The 21,840-nt window shown below is 55.2% G+C and carries 14 protein-coding genes; 11 read left to right on the forward strand and 3 right to left on the reverse strand.

Features of this window, described 5'->3' with window-relative positions:
• The 9 genes from ACM615_RS14555 to ACM615_RS14595 all read left to right on the forward strand — a co-directional run.
• Positions 1–308: hypothetical protein (locus ACM615_RS14555; protein WP_431012081.1), on the forward strand; the 308-nt coding region annotated here is incomplete at its 5' end.
• Between the two features lie 15 nt (positions 309–323).
• Positions 324–1,361, forward strand: coding sequence for a dipeptidase (locus ACM615_RS14560; RefSeq protein WP_431012082.1), 1,038 nt, complete (start codon positions 324–326; stop codon positions 1,359–1,361).
• A 170-nt stretch (positions 1,362–1,531) separates the two neighbouring features.
• On the forward strand, positions 1,532–1,603 hold the full coding sequence (gene pqqA / locus ACM615_RS14565; RefSeq protein ID WP_013578120.1) for a pyrroloquinoline quinone precursor peptide PqqA: 72 nt from the start codon (positions 1,532–1,534) through the stop codon (positions 1,601–1,603).
• Positions 1,604–1,660: 57 nt separating this feature from the next.
• Positions 1,661–2,572 carry a pyrroloquinoline quinone biosynthesis protein PqqB gene (gene pqqB, locus ACM615_RS14570; protein ID WP_129638867.1) on the forward strand — a complete coding sequence of 304 codons (912 nt, stop codon included), beginning with the start codon at positions 1,661–1,663 and terminating at the stop codon, positions 2,570–2,572.
• A 12-nt stretch (positions 2,573–2,584) separates the two neighbouring features.
• Positions 2,585–3,352 (forward strand): pyrroloquinoline-quinone synthase PqqC, encoded by a 768-nt coding sequence (pqqC, locus tag ACM615_RS14575; RefSeq protein WP_129638868.1) that lies wholly within the window; start codon positions 2,585–2,587, stop codon positions 3,350–3,352.
• Positions 3,353–3,378: 26 nt separating this feature from the next.
• Positions 3,379–3,636 carry a pyrroloquinoline quinone biosynthesis peptide chaperone PqqD gene (pqqD, locus tag ACM615_RS14580; RefSeq protein ID WP_431012117.1) on the forward strand — a complete coding sequence of 86 codons (258 nt, stop codon included), beginning with the start codon at positions 3,379–3,381 and terminating at the stop codon, positions 3,634–3,636.
• Positions 3,623–4,756: a pyrroloquinoline quinone biosynthesis protein PqqE gene (gene pqqE / locus ACM615_RS14585; protein WP_431012083.1), complete on the forward strand. Its 1,134-nt coding sequence runs from the start codon at positions 3,623–3,625 to the stop codon at positions 4,754–4,756. Before pqqD ends, pqqE begins: the two co-directional genes overlap by 14 nt.
• 7 nt (positions 4,757–4,763) lie before the next feature.
• Positions 4,764–6,932, forward strand: coding sequence for a pyrroloquinoline quinone biosynthesis protein PqqF (gene pqqF, locus ACM615_RS14590; protein ID WP_431012084.1), 2,169 nt, complete (start codon positions 4,764–4,766; stop codon positions 6,930–6,932).
• A gap of 511 nt (positions 6,933–7,443) precedes the next feature.
• Positions 7,444–8,574: a GGDEF domain-containing protein gene (locus tag ACM615_RS14595; protein WP_431012085.1), complete on the forward strand. Its 1,131-nt coding sequence runs from the start codon at positions 7,444–7,446 to the stop codon at positions 8,572–8,574.
• Positions 8,575–8,618: 44 nt separating this feature from the next.
• Here ACM615_RS14595 and lldD read toward each other — a convergent pair whose 3' ends face one another.
• Positions 8,619–9,767, reverse strand: a complete 1,149-nt coding sequence (lldD, locus tag ACM615_RS14600) for an FMN-dependent L-lactate dehydrogenase LldD (protein WP_132964422.1) — start codon at positions 9,765–9,767, stop codon at positions 8,619–8,621.
• A gap of 335 nt (positions 9,768–10,102) precedes the next feature.
• Between lldD and ACM615_RS14605 the strand changes: the two genes are divergently transcribed.
• A complete protein-coding gene (locus ACM615_RS14605) occupies positions 10,103–18,637 on the forward strand; it encodes a GH36-type glycosyl hydrolase domain-containing protein (RefSeq protein ID WP_431012086.1) in 8,535 nt (2,844 codons plus the stop codon).
• 57 nt (positions 18,638–18,694) lie between these two features.
• Here the strand turns inward: ACM615_RS14605 and ACM615_RS14610 are convergent, their stop codons facing one another.
• Positions 18,695–19,792, reverse strand: coding sequence for a pectate lyase family protein (locus ACM615_RS14610; RefSeq protein ID WP_132964423.1), 1,098 nt, complete (start codon positions 19,790–19,792; stop codon positions 18,695–18,697).
• A gap of 97 nt (positions 19,793–19,889) precedes the next feature.
• The gene (locus ACM615_RS14615; protein WP_132964425.1) at positions 19,890–20,387 is read right to left on the reverse strand and encodes a helix-turn-helix domain-containing protein; all 498 of its coding nucleotides are present in this window, start codon (positions 20,385–20,387) and stop codon (positions 19,890–19,892) included.
• Positions 20,388–20,934: 547 nt separating this feature from the next.
• Between ACM615_RS14615 and ACM615_RS14620 the strand changes: the two genes are divergently transcribed.
• Positions 20,935–21,780: an EAL domain-containing protein gene (locus ACM615_RS14620; protein WP_431012087.1), complete on the forward strand. Its 846-nt coding sequence runs from the start codon at positions 20,935–20,937 to the stop codon at positions 21,778–21,780.
• Positions 21,781–21,840: the final 60 nt, after the last annotated feature.

A 21,840-nucleotide genomic window follows, 5' to 3' on the forward strand; every position in this document is an offset into this window, starting at 1 on the left:
TCAAAATTCAGCTGAACGGAGCGGCTTCGAGACCTGTGGCTCGAAGACCGAGAGAAGGCAGTGCGAAGCACCTGGATTTGCGCCACTCACTATTGCACCAGAACATGTCCGTCGTGCCTGCGACAGCGCGCAGTAAAAAAGCGCGGAGTCCAGAGGCCCGCGCGTTACCGGGTCTCTGGTCGGTGTGGGCCGACGCCCACGGTCTTGACCTTGACCTGGAAATTGATTTTAAAATCGCCCCCTTTGCACCGATCCGTGCAAAAAACCAAAACTTACATAATTCCCCATGTTTCAACATGCTTTTATAAAGTACCATTAACATCATGAACACCATCCCCAATCCCCCTGTCTTTGACGGTCATAACGACCTGTTACTTCGCCTGTGGCTGCATGACGCAGCAGATCCTGCTGCTCTGTTTCTTGATGGCGCACTTGAAGGGCATCTCGATCTCAGGCGTTGTCGCCTCGGCGGTTTCGCAGGCGGTTTATTTGCCATTTTCGTACCACCTGCTTCGTATATGCCGCAACTGAAGCCAAATTCTCCGCCAGAACCGCATGACGCGTTAGCCATCACGCAGGCGCAGATTTCATTGCTTGAACGCCTTGAAACGCAGTCATCCGGACGGGCAAAAATCTGCCGGACCGTCGCCGAAATTGAGCATTGTATGGCTCACGGCGTGCTGGCAATGGTGATGCATATCGAGGGCGCTGAAGCGCTGGGCGATGACTATTCACGGCTGGAACTCTGGTATGAAAAAGGGCTGCGCAGCATCGGGCCGCTGTGGAATTTACCCAATCAGTTTGGTACCGGCGTGAAAGGTGATTTTCCGGGTTCGCCGGATACCGGTGATGGCCTGACGCCCGCCGGGCTTGATTTAATGCGTGAATGCAACCGCAAAAAAATTCTGTTCGATGTCTCGCACATGAACGAAAAAGCCTTCTGGCAGACAGCAAAATTCAGCGATTCTCCGCTGGTCGCCACCCATTCCAATGTCCATGCGTTATGCCCGCAACCGCGTAATCTGACCGATAAACAACTGGCCGCCATTGCCGAAAGTGACGGCTTTGTTGGCGTGAATTTCGGCACCGCGTTTCTGCGTGCCGATGGAAAACGCAACGGCGACACCCCGATCACCGAAATTGTTAAACATCTTGATAACCTTATTGGTAAACTGGGCGAAGAAAATGTCGGTTTTGGTTCGGATTTTGATGGCATCAATGTGCCGGATGCGCTGGGTGATGTCGCCGGACTGCCCGTTCTGTTGCAGGCCATGTCTGATGCGGGCTACGGCAAGCTGCTCATCGAAAAAATCGCGTACCGCAACTGGCTGAAAGTATTAAAGCAAACGTGGGGTGAATAGTTTTTCATCCGGCGTTTTGCGCTAATCCCTGTGGCTTACAGGGCAATATCGGTCTGGCACCATCGCAACATTTTTGTAGCCAAACCGGCGATATTTGACAATAAGCCGATCACCTGCCGCAATGAAAGTGGCAGTGAACTTAAAACTGTAATCACCAAGAGGACGTTATCATGTGGACTAAACCTTCTTTCGAAGACCTGCGTTTAGGCTTAGAAGTGACGCTGTACATTTCTAACCGCTAAGCCCTTATGCCCACGGTTCGCTGTGGGCATCTTCCTTCCCTTTCCCCTGGTTCACACATGCAAATTATCGTACTTGGTTCAGCGGCGGGCGGCGGCTTCCCGCAGTGGAACTGCAATTGCAGCAACTGTCAGGGTGTGCGCAATGGCACCATGAAAACCTCCGCACGCACGCAATCTTCTATCGCCGTCAGCGACAACGGCACCGACTGGGTGCTGTGTAACGCTTCGCCGGACATTTGCCACCAGATTGCCGCCACGCCCGAACTGATTAAACACGACGTTTTGCGCGGCACCGCCATCGGTTCCATCATCCTGACCGACAGCCAGATTGATCACTGCACCGGTCTGCTGAATTTGCGCGAAGGCTGCCCGCATCAGGTGTGGTGTACGCCTGAAGTCCACGACGATCTCACTACCGGCTTCCCGATTTTCACCATGCTTTCGCACTGGAATGGCGGCCTGCAGCATCACGCTATCGAGCCGGAGAACAGCTTCTCCGTGGCCGTATGCCCGGATCTGAAATTCACTGCCATTCCGCTGCTGAGTAACGCGCCGCCTTATTCGAAATACCGCGGCAAACCGCTGCCCGGCCACAATATCGCGCTGTTTATTGAAGACACGAAAACCGGCACCTCGCTGCTGTACGCACCGGGTCTGGGCGAACCAGATGATGAACTGATGAAGTGGCTCAATAAAGCTGACTGCCTGCTGATTGACGGCACGCTGTGGCAGGACAACGAGCTGGCGACCACCGGCGTTGGCCGCAATACCGGCAAAGACATGGGCCATCTGGCGCTTGCCGAAGAACAGGGGCTGATTGCCCTGCTTTCTTCCCTTCCGGCGGAACGCAAAATTCTCATCCATATTAATAATACCAACCCGATCCTCAATGAATCCTCTGCCGAGCGGCAGGCGCTGACGCAGCAAAATATTGAAGTCAGCCGGGACGGGATGCGCATCGAACTTTAGGTAAATACGATTATGACGACTTCTTCACACCCGACGTCACCGATGACGCCGCAAGAATTTGAACAGGCGCTGCGTGCCAAGGGCGCGTTCTACCACATCCATCATCCCTACCATATTGCGATGCACAATGGTCAGGCGACACGCGAGCAAATTCAGGGCTGGGTAGCGAACCGCTTCTATTATCAGACCAGCATTCCGCTGAAAGACGCGGCTATTATGGCCAACTGTCCGGATCCCCTGACCCGCCGCAAATGGGTGCAGCGTATTCTTGATCACGATGGCTATGACGGCAGTGAAGGCGGTATCGAAGCCTGGCTGCGGCTGGGTGAAGCGGTCGGTCTGGATCGTGACGTGCTGCTGTCAGAAGAAATGGTGTTGCCGGGCGTGCGTTTTGCCGTCGATGCTTACGTTAACTTTGCCCGTCGCGCGGTCTGGCAGGAAGCGGCATGCAGCTCGCTGACCGAACTGTTTGCCCCGCAAATCCATCAGGCGCGTCTCGACACCTGGCCGCAGCATTACCAATGGATCGAGGAAGAGGGTTACGGCTATTTCCGCAGCCGTCTGAGTCAGGCGAACCGCGACGTCGAACACGGTCTGCAACTGGCGCTGGAATACTGCGATACCGTTGAAAAACAACAGCGTATGCTGGAAATCTTGCAGTTCAAACTCGACATTTTGTGGAGCATGCTCGATTCCATGACCCTGGCTTACGAACTTAACCGCCCGCCGTACCACAGCGTGACGCAACAGGCGGTCTGGCACAAAGGACGACTCCTGTGATCACCATTACCGAACATTACACGCCGATGTTTCGTCGCGGCTACCGCATGCAATTTGAAAAAACACAGGACTGCCACGTGATTTTGTATCCGGAAGGGATGGCGAAACTCAACGACAGTGCGACGTTTATTTTGCAACTGGTCGACGGCGAGCGGACGATTGCCAATATCATTGATGAGCTGAATGAGCGCTTCCCTGAAGCCGATGGCGTGAATGATGACGTCAAAGATTTCTTCGCTCAGGCCCATGCACAAAAGTGGATTACCTTCCGTGAACCTGCTTAAACCTGCGGTCAAACCGCCACTGTGGCTGCTGGCCGAACTGACTTACCGCTGCCCGCTGCAATGTCCGTATTGCTCGAACCCGCTCGATTTCGCCAGACAGGAAAAAGAACTGACCACCGCCCAGTGGATCAAGGTGTTTGAAGAAGCGCGGGAAATGGGCGCGGTGCAAATCGGTTTCTCCGGCGGCGAACCGCTGGTGCGTAAAGACTTGCCGGAGCTCATCCGCGCTGCGCGTGATCTGGGTTTTTACACCAACCTGATCACCTCCGGGATCGGGCTGACGGAAAAGAAAATCGATGCGTTTGCCAAAGCCGGTCTGGACCATATTCAGATCAGCTTTCAGGCCAGCGACGAAGAGCTGAACGCCGCGCTGGCGGGCAATGCCAAAGCTTTCCAGCAAAAACTGGCGATGGCAAAAGCGGTAAAAGCCCACGGTTATCCGATGGTGCTGAACTTCGTGCTGCACCGCCATAACATCGATCAGATCGACAAAATTATCGACCTGAGCATTGAGCTGGACGCCGACGATGTCGAACTGGCGACCTGTCAGTTTTATGGCTGGGCGCAGCTGAACCGCGAAGGGTTGCTGCCGACCCGCGAGCAGATCGCCCGCGCCGAAGACGTGGTACATCAGTACCGCGAGAAAATGGCCGGAACCGGTAATCTGGCGAATTTGCTGTTTGTGACGCCGGATTATTACGAAGAACGCCCGAAAGGCTGCATGGGCGGCTGGGGCGCGATTTTCTTAAGCGTCACGCCGGAAGGCATGGCGCTGCCGTGCCACAGCGCGCGCCAGCTGCCGGTGGAATTTCCGTCGGTACTGGAAAATACCCTGCAGGAAATCTGGTACGACTCCTTCGGTTTCAACAAATACCGCGGCTTCGACTGGATGCCGGAACCTTGCCGTTCCTGCTCTGAAAAAGAGAAGGATTTCGGCGGCTGTCGCTGTCAGGCATTTATGCTGACCGGCAATGCCGACAATGCCGATCCGGTGTGTTCCAAATCTGAACATCACGGCATGATCCTCGCCGCACGCGAACAGGCCAATTGCACCAATATTCAGATCAATCAGCTACAGTTCCGCAACCGCGCGAACTCGCAACTGATCTTCAAGGGCTGATGCGCTGATGCTGCCTGACGTGCAGTCACTGAGGCTGGCAAACGGCCTGCGGGTTAACATGCTTCACGACCCACAGGCCTCGCGTGCTGCCGCACTCATTCATTTGAATGCCGGAAGTCATCACGAACCGCCCGCCTTTCCCGGTCTGGCGCACCTGTTCGAGCACGTCGTGTTTGCCGGAAGCCGTGAGTTTCAGGGCGATGAACGGCTGATGATGTGGGCGCAGGCGGAAGGCGCAAAACTCAACGCCACCACGCACGCGAATGCCACCGCATGGTTTTTCGACATGACACCGGCAAAATTTGAAGCGGGTCTGGCACGGCTGGTGGATATGCTGGCGCAACCGCTGCTGGCAGAGGATTCGGTCAGGCAGGAAGTGTCTGTCATTGACGCCGAATACAACATGCTGACCGGCCATGCAGACTCGCTGTGTGATGCGGCACTGAGTCTGGCGTTTAACGCTCCGGCGCGGCTGCACGATTTTCACGTCGGTAGTCGTGCCTCTTTCGGCGAAGATATTCCCGCACTGCAACGGGCGCTGACGCACTATCATCAGCAATTTTTCACCGCAGACCATCTGACGCTGTGGCTGCAGGGCCCGCAATCTTTCAAAGAACTGACCGCGCTGGCAGAACGTTACGGCAATGCCTTTTCAGCCCGCAACGGTTATCAGCCGGCACCCACTCAGCCTGTTGTATTACGCGACAAACGCCATCTTCAGCTGCGTCTTGACGGTTCACCGCGGCTGCGTTTTTCGTTCCCGGTCACGCATTGCCCTGCCCTGACCTTATTGCGTCAGCTACTGACAGACGAGGCAACGAATAGTTTGCTGGACATCCTGCGGACGCAGGCGCTGGCCGATGATGTGCGGGTTTCGCTGCCGTACGCATCCGGCAGTGGCGATATTCTCAGTATTGAATTTCTCGTCTGCGACACTACCTCAGCAATCCGTGCCCGAATCGAAACGCTGTTCTGCCAGTGGCTGCAACAGATCCGCGATTTAAGCGCGGCACATCTGCAACATTATGCCGCCCTCGCACATCGCGATTTCAGCCGTTTAACGCCGCTGGATCAACTGCGCACGCGAACGCTGGACTTTCCGCCCGCCACCCAAAATGGCTGGCAAACATTACTCGCTGAGTTGCATCCGCGGAACATGACGCGACTGTGGATTGCGCCGGATGTTCAGGGGCAAAATACACCCGCTCAGGGGTTCTGCCTGCCGGTGTGTTTCGATGAGTGGGGCGCAATAAGTGACAATGTCACAAAATTATCTTTTGCTTTCCATCTCCCACCTAATGGGATTGTGCACAAAACAGACGAAAGGGTTCATACCACCGGCGCGCCCCTGACCTTACATCAGGCTTGTATCGCCCGTGCCTGTCTGCGCGCCCTTAGTGCGCAATCTGCTCATGAGGGCAATTCGCTGGTCTTTACGCATGTTCAGGGAAATGGATTATTGCAGCTCAGCGGGCCACTGGAATGGGTAACACGTACGCTCTCCACAGCACGTGCGCTGCTGCGCACGCCCTCGGCTATAGTGCTGACGCAGGGCGAACGGCTTTTTGAACAGGAGCAACGCAAGGCAGAGTCGGAGATTGCGATCCGCACGCTGCTCGCAAAACTGCCGGAAGTGATCTGCGGCTCGTCCGAAAAGTCGCATGAATTCACGACCGCGGGTGATGACGCCGCGGTACTGGTGTTCAGGCCGCTGACGGAAAACACCGCCGTATGTCTGGCCGCCACGCAGATTCTGGCTTCTTTTCTTGAGCCAGCATTCTTCCAGCAATACCGCGTTGAAAAGAATATTGGCTATGTGGTCAGTTGCCGTTTCCATCAGACCGCGCGTCAGTCCGGGATTTTGTTTGCCTTACAGTCGCCCGCCTATGATGCACAAGCGTTGCTGGGGTTTATCGATGCGTTTATCGCGCAGATCCCCGCTTTGATTGACGGCATCAGCCCGCAGGCACTGGAGGAGAAACGCGGCGCGCTGCGGGAGTCGCTGCGAGTCAGGCCTGCCGACAGGCTGGAAGCAGCAAGGCAGCAATGGCTGAGGGAGTTTGCGGCTGCGCCGCCGGTAGATGAGACAGCCATTGCTGAAGTCACCGCGGAGTTACTCAAGGCTTGTGTACGGGCGCGCGGGCGGGAAGCGTGGCGGATCAAGACCATAATTTAACGTCAAAACCGTGGGTTGCCACCCGCACCGACTTGGTTCAAGTTCAAAACCGTGGGTTGCCACCCACACCGACTTGATTCAAGTTCAAAACCGTGGGTTGCCACCCACACCGACTTGGTTCAAGTTCAAAACCGTGGGTTGCCACCCACACCGACTTGGTTCAAGTTCAAAACCGTGGGTTGCCACCCACACTGGCCTTAAGGGTGGCTTATCGCCGCCACCCTTAAGAATCCCGGGCTCTTTAACTGCGCGCTATCGCAGTCAGACATGTTTCAGCCACCACAGCGACAGGCTGGAAATCTTGCCGCGTAGCGGTCCCTTCTCTCGGTCCTGGAGCCATAGGTCTCCAGGCCGCTCCGTTCAGCAAGATTTCTGAATCGCCCGCACGATCTTAAATTCAAAGGCAGACTGCTTTTTAAGGCCAGTGTGGGCGCCAAGCCCACGATTTTTGAAGCGAGACACCGGAACTGTTTCGGCTACACTATCTCCATAGCCAATGTTAAGGAAAGCCATGCAAAAGACCACTCACACGCTGCAAGACACTGCGTTTAACGCTCTGCTGGATCATTATAAAAAAGCGTCACTGCGCACCAGCAGTATCTGGCTGTTGATCGCTAATTTATGTTTTGTACTTTTTCTGTTTGGTCGCCACCAGTTCAGACTTTTGCTCGATCCGCACGCCGACGTGGCGATTGCCGGACCGGTGCTGGACAAGTTATCGCTAATTTTTTTAGTGTTTTTTGTCATTGCACTGCCAGTGTTACGTTTCATCCGTTCGCGCACACCGGCGATGGCCTTGGCTTTTCTGGTGGGATTGTACTGGGCGGTGGTGTTCCACTACATGCTGGCCAGCGATGCGCAGCAGCAAATGGTCTTTCCTCTGTTCTGCATGCTGATTTTTACCGCGCTGATTGCGCTCTATCCGACCATGCCTGTCCTTTACAGCTTCATCGCGCCGCTGTGGTTATCACTGTTTATACATTTGATTTTTCGTGACAACACTATTCCGGTATTAGAAGTTGCCGCGATTCTGATCGCCAGTGCCCTGTTCGAAACCGGTCGCATCATGCTGAGCCGCTGGTTTGTGCTCTCGATTCGCCGGGAATGTGATAACCAGCTGCTGGTCAGTAAGCTGGATAATCTGGCGCATTACGACCCGCTGACGGGCGTGGCAAATCGTCGCCAGCTTGATAACCAGCTCGAACAACTTATTGCTCAGACAGAACGTTCGGGTGGCACCTTTTCACTGATCATGATTGACGTCGATTTCTTCAAAAAATACAACGACCATTACGGTCATCAGGCGGGAGATAGCTGTCTGGTGGGCATCGCAGAATGCTTCAAGAATGTCGTCCGGCAACCGGCTGATCTGGTCGCCCGCTACGGTGGCGAGGAATTCGTCATTCTGCTCCACAACGCGGGTGCCAACGACGCAACAGTGATCGCGCAACGCATCAAGGAAAGTGTCGAAAAAGCCGCTATTCCCCATGCGTTATCACAGGTTTCAGAAACCATAACGGTCAGTCAGGGCATCATGCAATGGGCAACGGGAATGACGGCGCTGGAGTTGCTAAAGCGCGCTGACAGCGCCTTGTATCAGGCAAAACATGCGGGAAGAAACGGGTATTGCGTGGCAGAGTGATAAGACCGGGGCAGTCATAGCAGACGTCCCCGGGAATGACCGCATCAGCGCAAACTTCTTCCGTACACCAGCGATTCCGCGCTAATCTCAGATATCGATTTCGCGCCGGTTAAGGTCATCGCCACGCGCATTTCTTTCTCGATCAGGTTCAGCAGATTAATCACGCCCGCCTCGCCCGCCGCCGCCAGCGCGTACACAAACGCCCTGCCCAGTAATACGCTGTCTGCGCCAAGGGCAATCATGCGCACCACATCCAGACCGGTGCGGATACCGGAGTCGGCAAGAATGGTGATGTCGCCTTTTACCGCATCGGCGATGGCAGGCAGTGCGTGCGCGGTAGAAAGCACGCCGTCGAGCTGGCGGCCGCCGTGGTTCGACACCACGATGCCGTCTGCACCAAATTTCACCGCATCTTTCGCGTCTTCCGGATCCAGAATGCCTTTGATAATCATCGGACCTTTCCAGAATTCGCGGATCCACTCTAAATCTTTCCATGAAATCGACGGGTCGAAGTTCGCCCCCAGCCAGCCGATATAATCTTCCAGCGTGGTCGGTTTACCGCGATAGGCCGAGACATTCCCCAGATCGTGCGGTTTACCGTTCAGACCCACATCCCAGGCCCATTGCGGATGCATCACCGCCTGTAACATGCGGCGGGCGGCGGCATTCGGGCCGCTCATACCGGAATGGGCATCACGATAACGAGCGCCGGGCACCGGCATATCAACGGTAAACACCAGCGTTTTGACGCCTGCGGCCTGTGCGCGTTCCAGCGCATTACGCATAAATCCACGGTCTTTGAGCACGTAAAGCTGGAACCACATCGGGCGATCGATGGCCGGTGCGACTTCTTCAATCGGGCAGACGGAGACGGTGGAAAGCGTGAACGGAATGCCTTTTTTTGCTGCGGCGCGGGCGGCCTGAACTTCGCCACGTCGCGCGTACATGCCGGTCAGCCCGACCGGTGCCAGCACCACAGGCATCGACAGCTTTTCACCAAACAATTCGGTTTCCAGACTCAGATCCGACATGTTTTTCAGGATGCGCTGGCGCAGGGCGATATCAGCCAGATCGGCGGTGTTACGACGCAGCGTGTGCTCGTTATAAGCGCCACCGTCGATGTAATGAAACAGGAATGGCGGCAGTTTACTTTTTGCCGCAGCGCGATAGTCCGTTGATGCAGAAATGATCATGATGTTTTCTCGTTATTCATAACGCGCTCTTTTATTTGGCGCTGTAGGGGTGCAGAAAGTGTAGTTGAAAATAGACAACACGAGAGAAAACAATGGCAACGAATTTCAGCGCTGTTTCACGATCCCCATTAATTTTGCAGTGATCTGCGCTGAAACGTCAGCAACTTTGGAAACTAAACCCACGCTCCGCCTCAAAAGAGACTAAGCTCAGGGGAGACGCCCGCCCGGCGACAAATTCGATCTGCCTCCCTGCCCTCTGCCCACTATTCTCTTCGTGTGAACTCTTATCGCAGCCCAGGCAACTGCCTTTTCGGGTTCGCGTAAGGTATGTCGACGTGAAAAATGCTGTGATTAACTGGTTTAAAAGTAAAAGAGCACCACCTGTTCCGGTCATTACCCGACGTCATCGGGCCAGCGCGCTGGAAAATCCCGCGCCTATCCGCGCCGAACTCTTCTCGGCGGATCAGATGGAACGTTTTGGCGGCAAGCTGGCACTCTCTCATAAGCTTTCCGGTAAGAAACTGCCCTACTACCTGCTCAAACGTCTCGACGATAACGAAAAAGTCCTGACCCGCAGCTGTCTTATCCTTAGCAGTGGTGAGAAAGCCAGTATCACGCCCGCCGGAGAATGGCTGCTCGACAACTTTTATCTGATCGAAGAACAGATCCGCGTCGTTCGCCAGTTGCTGCCGAAAAACTTCGGCAAAGGCCTGCCCTCACTGGGCGCACCGCATTTTTGCCCGCGTATTTATGACATCGCCACCGAAGTCGTCAGCCACAGCGACGGACTCTGGGACATCACCACGCTCACCCGTTTTCTCTCCACCTATCAGAGCGTGCGACAGCTGACGCTCGGCGAATTGTGGGCATTTCCGGGAATGCTGCGCCTGGCGCTGATCGAGAACCTGCGCCGCGTCAGCATTGAAGTGGCAAATGCACAGCAGGAGCGCAATCTGGCCGATTTTTGGGTCAATAAATTGCAAGACAGCGCCGAGAATGATCCGGCCAGTCAGATCATCGTGATTGCCGACATGGCGCGCAGCAATCCACCGCGTACCAGCGCGTTTGTCGCCGAACTGGTTCGCCGCCTGCAGGGCCACGGTTCAATACTGGCGCTGCCGTTGACCTGGGTGGAACAGCGTCTGAGCGAAGTCGGCCTGACGCAGCGGGAAGTGATCGACAAATTTAATCAGCAACTGGCGGCCAACCAGCTTTCAGTCAGCAACAGCATTATGGGATTACGCCAGCTGACAGAAATGGACTGGGCGGATTTCGCTGAAAATCTCAGCGTGGTGGAGAAAATCCTGCATGAAGATCCCGCTGGCATTTACGCCTCCATGCACTTCGATACCCGCGATAATTACCGCCATCAGATAGAACGCCTTTCGCGCAACTCCCGCCACGATGAGGCCTTTGTCGCCAGCCGCGCGATTGCCATAGCGCAACAGGCCAGCGGTGCCGTCCAGCAACGACATGTGGGTTATTACCTGATCGACGCCGGGCGCAAGGCACTCGAAAAAGACCTGAATGTCAGATTCTCATGGGTGACGCGCATGCGTGGCCGCCTCAACCAGACACCGCTGCTCTCGTGGCTCGGCAGCCTGTTGCTGCTGACCACCGCCGTCACCGCTGATGCACTCTACCGTTCCGCCCATACGCCCATGCACTGGTTATGGTGGAGTTTGTTAGTACCGGTAGTGCTGGTCGCCAGCCAGTTCGCGCTCAATCTGCTCAGCGAAATCACCACCCGGAGCCGGACGCCGCAACCGCTGCCGCGCCTCGAATATGCCGGTGGCATTCCCGCGTCCGCCAGCACACTGGTGGTGATCCCGTGTCTGCTCGGCAGCCGCAAAAATATCGAGGCGCTGATCAGCAGCCTTGAAGTTTGTTATCTCGGCAACGTGTTACCTAACCTGAATTTCGCGCTGCTCAGTGATTTTCATGACAGCGTAAATCCGCAGAATGCGGATAACGATGCCCTGCTGGCCTTTACCGTGCAGCAAATTCAGGTGCTGAACCGCCGTTATCCCTCTGCGCAGGGCGCACTGTTTACGCTGTTGCACCGCGACAGCGAACTCAATGAGAAACAAGGCGTGTGGATGGGGTATGAGCGTAAGCGCGGCAAACTGAATGCGCTTAACCGCTGGCTGCGCGATGAAGGCGAGCCGTTCTCGCTGACCGAAGGCAGCACGCAGGCGCATCTGCGTCAGGTGAAATACGTTATCACTCTCGACAGCGATACCGTGCTGCCGCGGGCCACCGCTCATCAGCTGATCGCGGCAATGGCGCATCCGCTCAATCATCCGGTGTATGACGAGAAACGTCATCGGGTGGTGTCCGGTTACGCCATTCTCCAGCCACGGCTGGCGGAGGAAATCCCGGAAAATGGTCAGGGACGCTATGCCGCTTTATGCAGCAGCGTGCCGGGCAACGATCCTTATTCGTCGATGTCTTCCGATATCTATCAGGATTTATTCGGTGAAGGCTCTTTTGTCGGTAAAGGTATTTACGACGTCGATATGTTCATCCGTGCGACGGACAACACCTGCCCGGAAAATCTGGTGCTCAGCCACGACCTGCTGGAAGGCTGTTACGCTCGCTCGGGTATGCTCAGCGATGTGGTGCTTTACGAACAATATCCCGATCATTATCTGGCAGACGTGGCGCGTAAAACCCGCTGGATCCGTGGCGACTGGCAGTTGCTTAACTGGCTGGGGTTTTATGTCACGCAGGAAGATGGGACGCGCTGCCGTAATCCGCTGACCATGCTTTCCCGCTGGAAACTGTTCGATAACCTGCGCCGCAGCCTGGTCGCGCCTGCCCTGCTGATTCTGATCTTCACCACGCTGCTGGTGGTGCCGGACAAACTTTACTGGCTCGGTTTTATTACCGTGATGCTGCTGTTCCCGGCGCTGGTAGCACTGGTGTTAGACCTGCTGAATAAAGGGCCACGACGGGCGCTGGTTCCGCATCTGAAAAGTGTGGCATCGGCGACTGTCAGCCGGATTTCCCGCGTGTTGCTTAATCTGATGACGTTGCCGCACGAAGCCGTCTATTCGGTGCAGGCGATTTTGCTGACACTGTGGCGACTCAGTGTCAGCCATCGCAAGTTACATGAGTGGGCGAGCGTCAATATCAGCGCGAAATCCCGTGCGCATTCGCCCGGATATTTCTACCGCCGCATGTGGGCTAATCCGCTGGCAGGCGTGGCGGTCATTTTGCTGTCCGCGCAGGCAAGTCCGCCGCTGCTGGGCTTTGCCGTCCCGCTCGGCCTGCTGTGGTTTATCGCGCCGCGTATTTTATGCTGGCTCAGTCAGCCCGCCCGCCGCCAGGTGCCGGATCTGGACGCACAACAACAGATTTACCTGCGTCAGGCTGCCCGTCAGACCTGGTCCTTCTTTGAAGTTTTCGTGAATGAAACAGAAAACTGGCTGCCGCCGGATAACTTCCAGGAAATCCCACAGCCGGTGATCGCGCACCGCACCTCGCCGACCAACATCGGGCTGTCGCTGCTGGCCAATATCACCGCGTGGGATTTTGGTTATCTCACGCAGGGTGAAGTGCTGGAACGCACGATGCTGACGCTTGATACGCTGGATAAACTCGAGCATTTTCGCGGACATTTATATAACTGGTACGACACACGCACGCTCCAGCCGCTCAATCCGCGCTACATTTCCAGTGTAGACAGCGGCAATCTGGCCGGGCATTTACTGACGCTGAGCACCGGCTTACGTCTGTGGCGAACACAGCCAGCCGTCAATCTTCCGGCATGGCTGAAAGGGCTGGAAGACACGCTGAATATGGCGGAAATCCCGGCAGATGCACCGCTGGTGGCTAAGCTTCGTGAAAGTCTCAAACAGGCTGCGGGCGAAAAAACTGAGCAGAGTATTTTGAGCCTGCGCGAGATGCGTGCGCTGATTGCCACCACCGCAGAAGGCTGGCTGCAACGACTGGCGCAGCAACTTGATGCCGGTTTGCAGGCGTGGACAGATTTTTACGCAGAATTGTCGCCGGAGGCGCAAAACGCACAGCTCCCTTCACTGCAATGGCTGGCGCAACAGGATGCCCGTACGGCACCGGCGATTTCCCGCGCGATCGGTCTGGCACGGCAGCGTCTGGACATTATCGGCGAGCTTGAACAACGCCTTAATGACCATGCGCGCATGGATTTCCGCTTCCTGTACGACAAGAATACCCATCTGCTGACCGTCGGATATAACTGCGACTCGCATAAACTGGACAGCGGGAAATACGATCTGCTGCCTTCTGAAATTCGTCTGACCAACTACGTCACCATCGCCACCAACCAGTTGCCGCAAAAAAGCTGGTTTGCGCTCGGACGCCTGTTCACCGTGATCGAGAAACAGCCGTCGCTGATGTCGTGGAGCGGATCGATGTTTGAATACCTGATGCCCCAACTGGTGATGCCGGCCTATCCGGATACCCTGCTGGTGCAGATGTGTCAGACCGCCGTTGACCGGCAAATCGCCTGGGGTAAGGAAAACAGCGTGCCGTGGGGGATTTCTGAATCCGCTTATGCGGCATTTGACCTCAATCAGAATTATCAGTATCACGCGTTCGGCGTGCCCGGTCTGGGCCTGAAGCGCGGTCTTGGTGAAGACATGGTGGTCGCGCCTTATGCCACCATGATGGCGCTGATGATCCGCCCGCAGGAAGCCTGCCTCAATCTCAACGTACTGGAACATTGCGGTGCGCGTGGCGAATACGGTTTTTACGACGCGCTGGATTACAGCCCGTCGCGTCTGATCCGCGGCCAGATTTACATCGTGGTGCGCTCTTACATGGCTCACCATCAGGGAATGGGTTTCCTGGCGCTGGGCAATGTGCTGCTCGGCGCGCCGATGACCGCACGCTTCGCCGCCAATGCCGCGTTCCAGTCGGCACGCCTGCTGTTGCAGGAACGGGTGCCGGATGCCGTCGAGCTATACAGTCCGCGTCGTCACTTTGAATCTCATGACAACACGCTGCAAAAAGTGAACATTGAGTTGCGTGAATTCACAGACATCAGCAGTGCCTCGCCGGAAATTCAGCTGCTGTCTAACACCAATTACCATCTGATGGTCACGCAGGCCGGTGGCAGCGTCAGCCGCTGGAAAGACCTGACGCTGACCCGCTGGCGGGAAGATGCAACACGCGATAATCGCGGGATTTTCTGCTATCTCAGCGATCCGGAGTCCGGCGCGGTCTACAGCAATACCTGGCAACCGCTCGGCAAACAGAAAGGCACCTATCACGCGGTGCTGAACGATTTCGGTGCGGAATTCAAACGCACACAGGGTTCGCTGACCATGCAAACCCACATCGTGGTTTCGCCGGAGGATGACGTCGAAATCCGCCGCATGACGGTTACGCATCATGGCCGCCGACCACGTGAGCTGGAAATCACCACCTATGCCGAAGTGGTACTGGCGCCAGCCGCCAATGACACCGCACATCCGGCGTTCAGCAATCTGTTTGTGCAGACCGAACTGGTGCCCGCACAGGAAGGGATTTTGTGCCACCGCCGTCCGCGTGAACCGGAAGAACAGTGTCCGTGGATGTTCCATATGATGGCGATCCACGGCTCTTTCGAACGGGAAACGTCGTTCGAAACTGACCGGTCGGCCTTTATCGGACGCGGCAATACCGCGGCCAGCCCGCAGGCCTTGCGTCAGGCAGGACCGCTCACTAACAGCGCCGGTGCGGTGCTGGATCCGGTGATGTCCATCCGCCAGCGCATTACCCTGAAACCCGGCGTGCCAGTGATTATCGATATGGTGTACGGCATTTCCGACACACGGCTGCAAAGCCTGATGCTGCTGGAAAAATATCGTGACCATCATATTGCTGATCGGGTATTCGAAATCGCCTGGTCGCACAGTCAGGTGGTGCTGCGCCAGCTGAATGCCACCGAAGACGACGCGGGATTGTATAACCGTCTGGCCGGTGCGCTGGTTTTCGCCAGTCAGGAACTGCGCGGCGATGCGCAGACCGTGGCCGCCAACCGCCGCGGACAATCCGGTCTCTGGGGACAATCGCTTTCCGGCGATCTGCCGATCGTGCTGCTCACCCTGACCAGCGATGAGAATATCGGGCTGGTGACGCAACTTATCCGCGCGCACAACTACTGGCGTCTCAAAGGGCTGAAGGTCGATCTGGTGTTGTTATGCAATGACTCCGGCGGCTATCAGCAGGCGTTGCAAAATCAGATCCTCAGCCTGGTCGCTTCCGGCGCGGGTTCCAGTCAGACCGATATTCCGGGGGGAATTTTTGTCCGCAATGGCGAACAGCTGACGCAGGAAGACCGCACACTGCTGATGAGCGTGGCGCGGGTGGTGATCGACGACCGCCGCGGCTCACTCACCGATCAGCTCAACCTGCGTATGCAATTGCCACACGTCTCACTGCCTGCCCTGTTGCCGGTACGCACCGTCACCGACAATACGCCGGTTGCCGCAGCACCACGTGACCTGGCCTGTTTCAACGGGCTGGGCGGATTCTCGCCGGACGGACGTGAATATCAGATTGTGCTCAACGAAGGTCAGAATACGCCTGCGCCGTGGTCAAACGTGCTGGCGAATGCCGGTTTCGGGACGGTGATTTCAGAAAGCGGACAGGCCTATACGTGGTTTGAAAATGCCCACGAATACCGCCTGACGCCATGGGAAAACGACCCGGTCAGCGACAGCTCCGGTGAGGCGTTCTATCTGCGCGATGAGGAAACCGGCAGCGTCTGGTCACCGGCACCGTTACCGGTGCGCGGAAACGGCGGCTATGTGACACGCCACGGTTTTGGCTACAGCGTTTTCGAGCATACCGGACACGGGATCAGCAGCGAAATGACGGTGTTAGTGGCGGAACATGCGCCGGTGAAACTGATTATGCTGACGCTGACCAACGTCTCGGGGCGGCCACGCAGACTGTCTGTGACCGGTTATGCCGAATGGGTGATGGCGGATTTACGCGCCAAATCAGCCATGCATATCGTTACCTCCGCGGCCCATGTGGCTCAGGGTTGCGGCGTGCTGGCGACCAACCATTACACCAGTAACGGCTCCCCGCGCACCGCCTTCTTCGCCGTAACCGGCGCGCACTGTTCGGTGAGCGGCGATCGTCGTGAGTTCCTCGGGCGCACAGGGTCAACGGCAGCGCCCGCTGCAATGAAAAATCAGCGGCTGTCGGATAAAACCGGCGCAATGCTCGATCCGTGCGGTGCGGTTCAGTCCGCCACCACGCTCATTGACGGCGATCAGCGCACCTTTATTTTCGCCCTCGGTCTGGGGCAAAACGCCGGTGAGGCCGAAGCCTTAATTCATCAGTTCTTCCAGGAAGGTGCCGCGCAGGCTGAGCTGGACAGAATTCATCACCACTGGCATCAGGTGCTGGATAAAATTCAGATCACCACGCCGGATAAATCAGTCGATTTGCTGGCTAACGGCTGGCTGATTTATCAGACCCTCGCCAGCCGGATCCTTGCGCGCAGCGGTTATTACCAGTCCGGCGGCGCATTTGGTTTCCGCGACCAGTTGCAGGATACGCTGGCGCTGACTCACGCTGCACCGGAACGTATGCGTGAGCAGATCCTGCTGTGCGCGTCACGGCAATTTATCGAAGGCGACGTCCAGCACTGGTGGCACCCGCCAACCGGCAACGGCGTGCGCACCCGCTGTTCCGATGACTATTTGTGGTTGCCGCTGGCGATCAGTCATTACATCGCGGTGACTGGCGATGACGCGATTGCAGAAGAACAGGTGCCATACCTTGAGGCGCGCTTACTGGCTCCGGGCGAAGAGTCTTTCTACGAACAACCGGTGGTCAGCGGAACACGCGAAAGCCTGTGGCAGCACGGTATCCGTGCGCTGAAACATGGCCTGCAAATGGGCGGGCATGGCCTCCCGCTGATGGGCGCGGGCGACTGGAACGACGGCATGAATCTGGTCGGTCTGGGCGGACGCGGGGAAAGCGTCTGGCTGGGCTTCTTCCTGTATGACGTGCTGCAACGCTACGGCGAACTGGCGGAAATCCGTCAGGACACCGCCACCGCCACCTTGTGCCGCGAACAGTCGGCGCGGCTGAAACAAAATCTCAACGATCATGCCTGGGACGGCGAATGGTATCTGCGCGGCTATTTCGACAGCGGTGAAACGCTCGGTTCGCATGTGAATGCGGAATGTCAGATTGACGCCATCGCTCAGAGTTGGTCAGTGCTTTCCGGGGCAGGCACACCGGAACGTACCGCCAGCGCCATGCAGTCGGTGGACAAATATCTGGTGGACAGTGACGCGGGGCTGATCAAACTGCTGACGCCACCTTTCGACGGCAACGGGCCGAATCCGGGTTATATTCGCGGTTATCTGCCGGGCGTACGCGAGAACGGCGGGCAATACACGCACGGGGCAATCTGGGCGGTGATGGCTTTTGCCAGACAGGGCAACACCGAACGGGCGTGGCAATTGATGTCGATGATTAACCCGGTCAATCACAGTCTGACGCCGGAGGCCGTCAGCCGTTACAAAGCCGAACCTTACGTGATTTCTGCCGATATTTACTCGGTGGATCCGCACAGCGGGCGCGGCGGCTGGAGCTGGTACACCGGCTCTGCAGGCTGGACGTATCGCCTGATCACCGAATCTTTGCTCGGCATCACCCGCCACGGCGACGCCATTTCGATCCACAGTAAACTCCCGCAGGACTGGCCGGAAATCACCGTCACCTACCAGCAGGGCAGCAGCCGTTATCTGATCACCGTCCGCCGCAGTACCGGAGAATATTGCGTCACGCTGGATGGCACACCGCTTGCCGGTGACAAGATCCCACTCAACGATGATGGCGTTGAACACAGGGTGGAGGTTGAATTGGGAGAGTGACGAGTTAGCACGTCGCCAGGAAGAAATGCCCTGCATATGGATCGCAGGGCATTTTTTTTACACCAGAACGCGGTAATCCAGCATGTTTCCCGCTGAACGTCTTACCGCATCGACAAACTCCGGCGTCAGATCCCATTGCGGGAAATAGTCATAGGGCGGCCTGACGACGGATGTAGTGTTAAAACCGCAGGCGTTTAAATCCGCTGTTGTGTCGTTAAATACCGAGCCCGAATCAGACAAATATTCGCCGCCAAACCCCTTGAACAATCTGCAAGCAACCGTCTGCCCTTTCACGTTGAATACGTTCAGTTCGGACAACGTTCTGGAATCTTTTCCGATGCCAAAACTGTACTGATATTTGTATATCGGATCGGCGACATCATTATCAAACACGTTGTTAAACAGATGAACATTGCCGAAACGCACGCGTGGTGTGCGCTGTACCACACGGGTAAACAGATTGTCGTGAAAGGTCACGCGCAGTTTGCCGGCGTCTTCTTCGTCATTGTTGTCGCTGTGGCCGATGAGAATCGTTTTATCGTGCAGGGTGAAAACGCAGTGCGAAACGGTGACGTAATCCGAGGCACGTTTGATATCCAGAGAACCGTCGTGCTGGACGTATTTCCAGCCATCGACGGTTTTATACATGTCCATCGTAAAACGCCCGTCGCTGAATGTCACATTGCTGACCCAGACATGCTGGGCGCGAATGATACTCAGCCCGTCCCATTCCGCGTTCCAGCCATCGCCCTCTTCAAACTGAGGATCGACGTCGACAGGATTTTCGATGTAAATATTATGAATAATGACGTTGCTTACATCCTGAATAATCAGCGCGCTTTCAACGAACCGGGCATTTTCATCGATACCCATCAGCGTCGTATTACTGCCGATAAATATCCTGCCGCGCCGGGACTGATCCTGACGGTTGAGATAAGGCACGCCGCCGCTGGCGTCAATCAGCCCGCCAATCCAGATGCGTTTCGGACGGTCGCCGGACTCCTCAATGGCCTGCCGGAGTTCGCCGATATTCGTGACGTAATAGGAAAGCTCAGGTTTTTCGCCGCCGCCGGTCGTGCCTCCTGCATCAGAGGCCCAGCCTGCCGGGGTTTGGTACCAGAATTCATGCGGGGGAATATGATGAATTGATTTCATTGAGACAGCTCCATTTTATTGAAATAAAAATGAGTGATGCCACCTGCTTTTCCGTCCTTAGAATGGGGATCCCGGCGTAGTACCGCGCCTTACGCCGTCAGCTTATTGCTCGGTGTCTGGCAATATTTTTGTACAACGTAATACGATTGCTGATTTGTAATTTGTTAATCATGCGGGTGCGATGGGCATAAAACGTTTTCATGTTCATCCCCAATCGCTCACCAATTTGTTGCGTATCCAGCCCCTGCTGCATACAGGTCAATACTTCATTTTCCCGCGCAGAAAGTTTATATTTCACGTGATAATTAAAACGTGAATTATTCACCAGTAAACATGACAGCACTTCTTTTACCGGACTGCGCCGGTCAATCAGTGTGACATTCTCCAGATGTTGCAATGCGTAATAATCCACATCATTGGAGATAAAAGCGAAAATCTTTCGTCCCTGGCAGACAGAATCGGTCACCTGCGCATAACTGGTGGTCTCCACATCGACGATATAAAAATTCTCATCAATCAGTTCCCGCGATAATAACGCGCTGAAGCCGAAGATAAAAAAATAATCATCAGAAATCACGGAGTCTGATAAGTCCATATAAATTCCCTTTCCGTAGTTCCTTTTACCCTATTTAACTGTCAGTAATTCGCTTCATTTCCTTTTATAAAAGTTACAGAAACCACAAATTTTTGACACTACTAAAGTAATAGGAATTTTCTTTCAATTTAAAAACGTTCAATTCATCTTAATTTTTCATGACGAAAGGACATTAGCCTGCACACTCCCGATAAAAATAGTGTAAATCACCATAAAATAATCTTTTCGCAGCACCTACAACCACACTGTAAAATCAGCCTTACGTTAAAATCCGCAGTGGTTTGATAGCCAAAACTTACAATAATTTCAAAAATGGATTTTTCTTAGTGAAAATACCTTGCAGCATTCACCACAATATTTCGTTCACGTCCGGCATATTTTACACACTTAACAAAAGATCAACATCGGCCTCAGATTATTTTTATGTGCGTCAATGACTACGCCTGTAGTTCCCGTCTGAAATATCACGTTCACGGGCGATCGTTTATAGAATGTTTAAACGGTATGATTTAAAACCTCATGTCCTGTTATTACCTTACGGTGCGCCATGCGTATTTTTAAACGGACATTTAAATCCGCCCTGTTATCTGCATTATCGGATAAAACTCTGGCGCAGCCGCACGCATTGCTTTTTATGTTGCGCAGGGCCATCAATAAACACCAGCTGATGCCTTTTATTCAGCCCATTGTGGATGCCCGAACCGGTGAAACGGTGGCGGGCGAAGTATTGATGCGCTGGCACCATCCCTCGCTTGGAAATATTTCTCCTGACTATTTTATTCCGCTTGCCGAGAAAAACGGGCTTATTGCCCGCATCACAGAGTCAGGCATTCAGTCCGTCGCCCGCACTGTGATGTCGATGGCATTTATCTGTCGCCCTGAGACCACGTTATTCTTTAACGTCTCTGCGGCAGATTTTAAAAATCACGCCATTGTGAATCTCTGCAAAGCGTTCAAAAGGGATACCGCGCAGCGGGATTTACGTATCGGGCTGGAAATCACCGAAAGAGAAGCGGTTGAAGATACGACGTTGGTGAAAGATCTGTGCAAAAGCCTCGCGCTGTTGGGCGTTGATCTTTCTGTCGATGATTTTGGAACGGGTAATGCTAACTACCATTATCTGATGCAGTTTCGCCCGCGCTATATCAAGATCGATAAAATGTTCACGGCCGGTGTTGAAGCCGACCCGGTGAAAGAAGCGATTGTGCGCAACATTATAGCCGTCGCAACGGAACTGCACTGCCTGACCATCGCCGAAGGCGTGGAAACAGACGCACAGCGACAAAAGCTCGCCACCCTGGGCGTCAGTCACTTTCAGGGATATTTCTTCTCAAAGCCGGTCGAGGCGTCGGTTTTCTTTCACCAGCTTATGCACGCCCTTCCCCTGCGCTGATCTGCGCGCCCTTTTCCTTCCTCTGTGGCTTTACCCGATAACGAAAAAGGCGGCCTGCTG

It is taken from the genome of Rahnella sp. PAMC25617, assembly GCF_050606005.1.
In the GTDB taxonomy this organism is placed as follows: Bacteria; Pseudomonadota; Gammaproteobacteria; order Enterobacterales; family Enterobacteriaceae; genus Rahnella; species Rahnella variigena.

Coding starts and splice junctions, on each gene's coding strand:
- lldD (WP_132964422.1), bottom strand. CDS start 9,767: ATGATCATTTCTGCATCAACGGACTATCGCGCTGCGGCAAAAAGTAAA.
- ACM615_RS14560 (WP_431012082.1), top strand. CDS start 324: ATGAACACCATCCCCAATCCCCCTGTCTTTGACGGTCATAACGACCTG.
- ACM615_RS14610 (WP_132964423.1), bottom strand. CDS start 19,792: ATGAAATCAATTCATCATATTCCCCCGCATGAATTCTGGTACCAAACC.
- ACM615_RS14620 (WP_431012087.1), top strand. CDS start 20,935: ATGCGTATTTTTAAACGGACATTTAAATCCGCCCTGTTATCTGCATTA.
- pqqF (WP_431012084.1), top strand. CDS start 4,764: ATGCTGCCTGACGTGCAGTCACTGAGGCTGGCAAACGGCCTGCGGGTT.
- pqqC (WP_129638868.1), top strand. CDS start 2,585: ATGACGACTTCTTCACACCCGACGTCACCGATGACGCCGCAAGAATTT.
- pqqB (WP_129638867.1), top strand. CDS start 1,661: ATGCAAATTATCGTACTTGGTTCAGCGGCGGGCGGCGGCTTCCCGCAG.
- pqqD (WP_431012117.1), top strand. CDS start 3,379: ATGTTTCGTCGCGGCTACCGCATGCAATTTGAAAAAACACAGGACTGC.
- ACM615_RS14595 (WP_431012085.1), top strand. CDS start 7,444: ATGCAAAAGACCACTCACACGCTGCAAGACACTGCGTTTAACGCTCTG.
- ACM615_RS14615 (WP_132964425.1), bottom strand. CDS start 20,387: ATGGACTTATCAGACTCCGTGATTTCTGATGATTATTTTTTTATCTTC.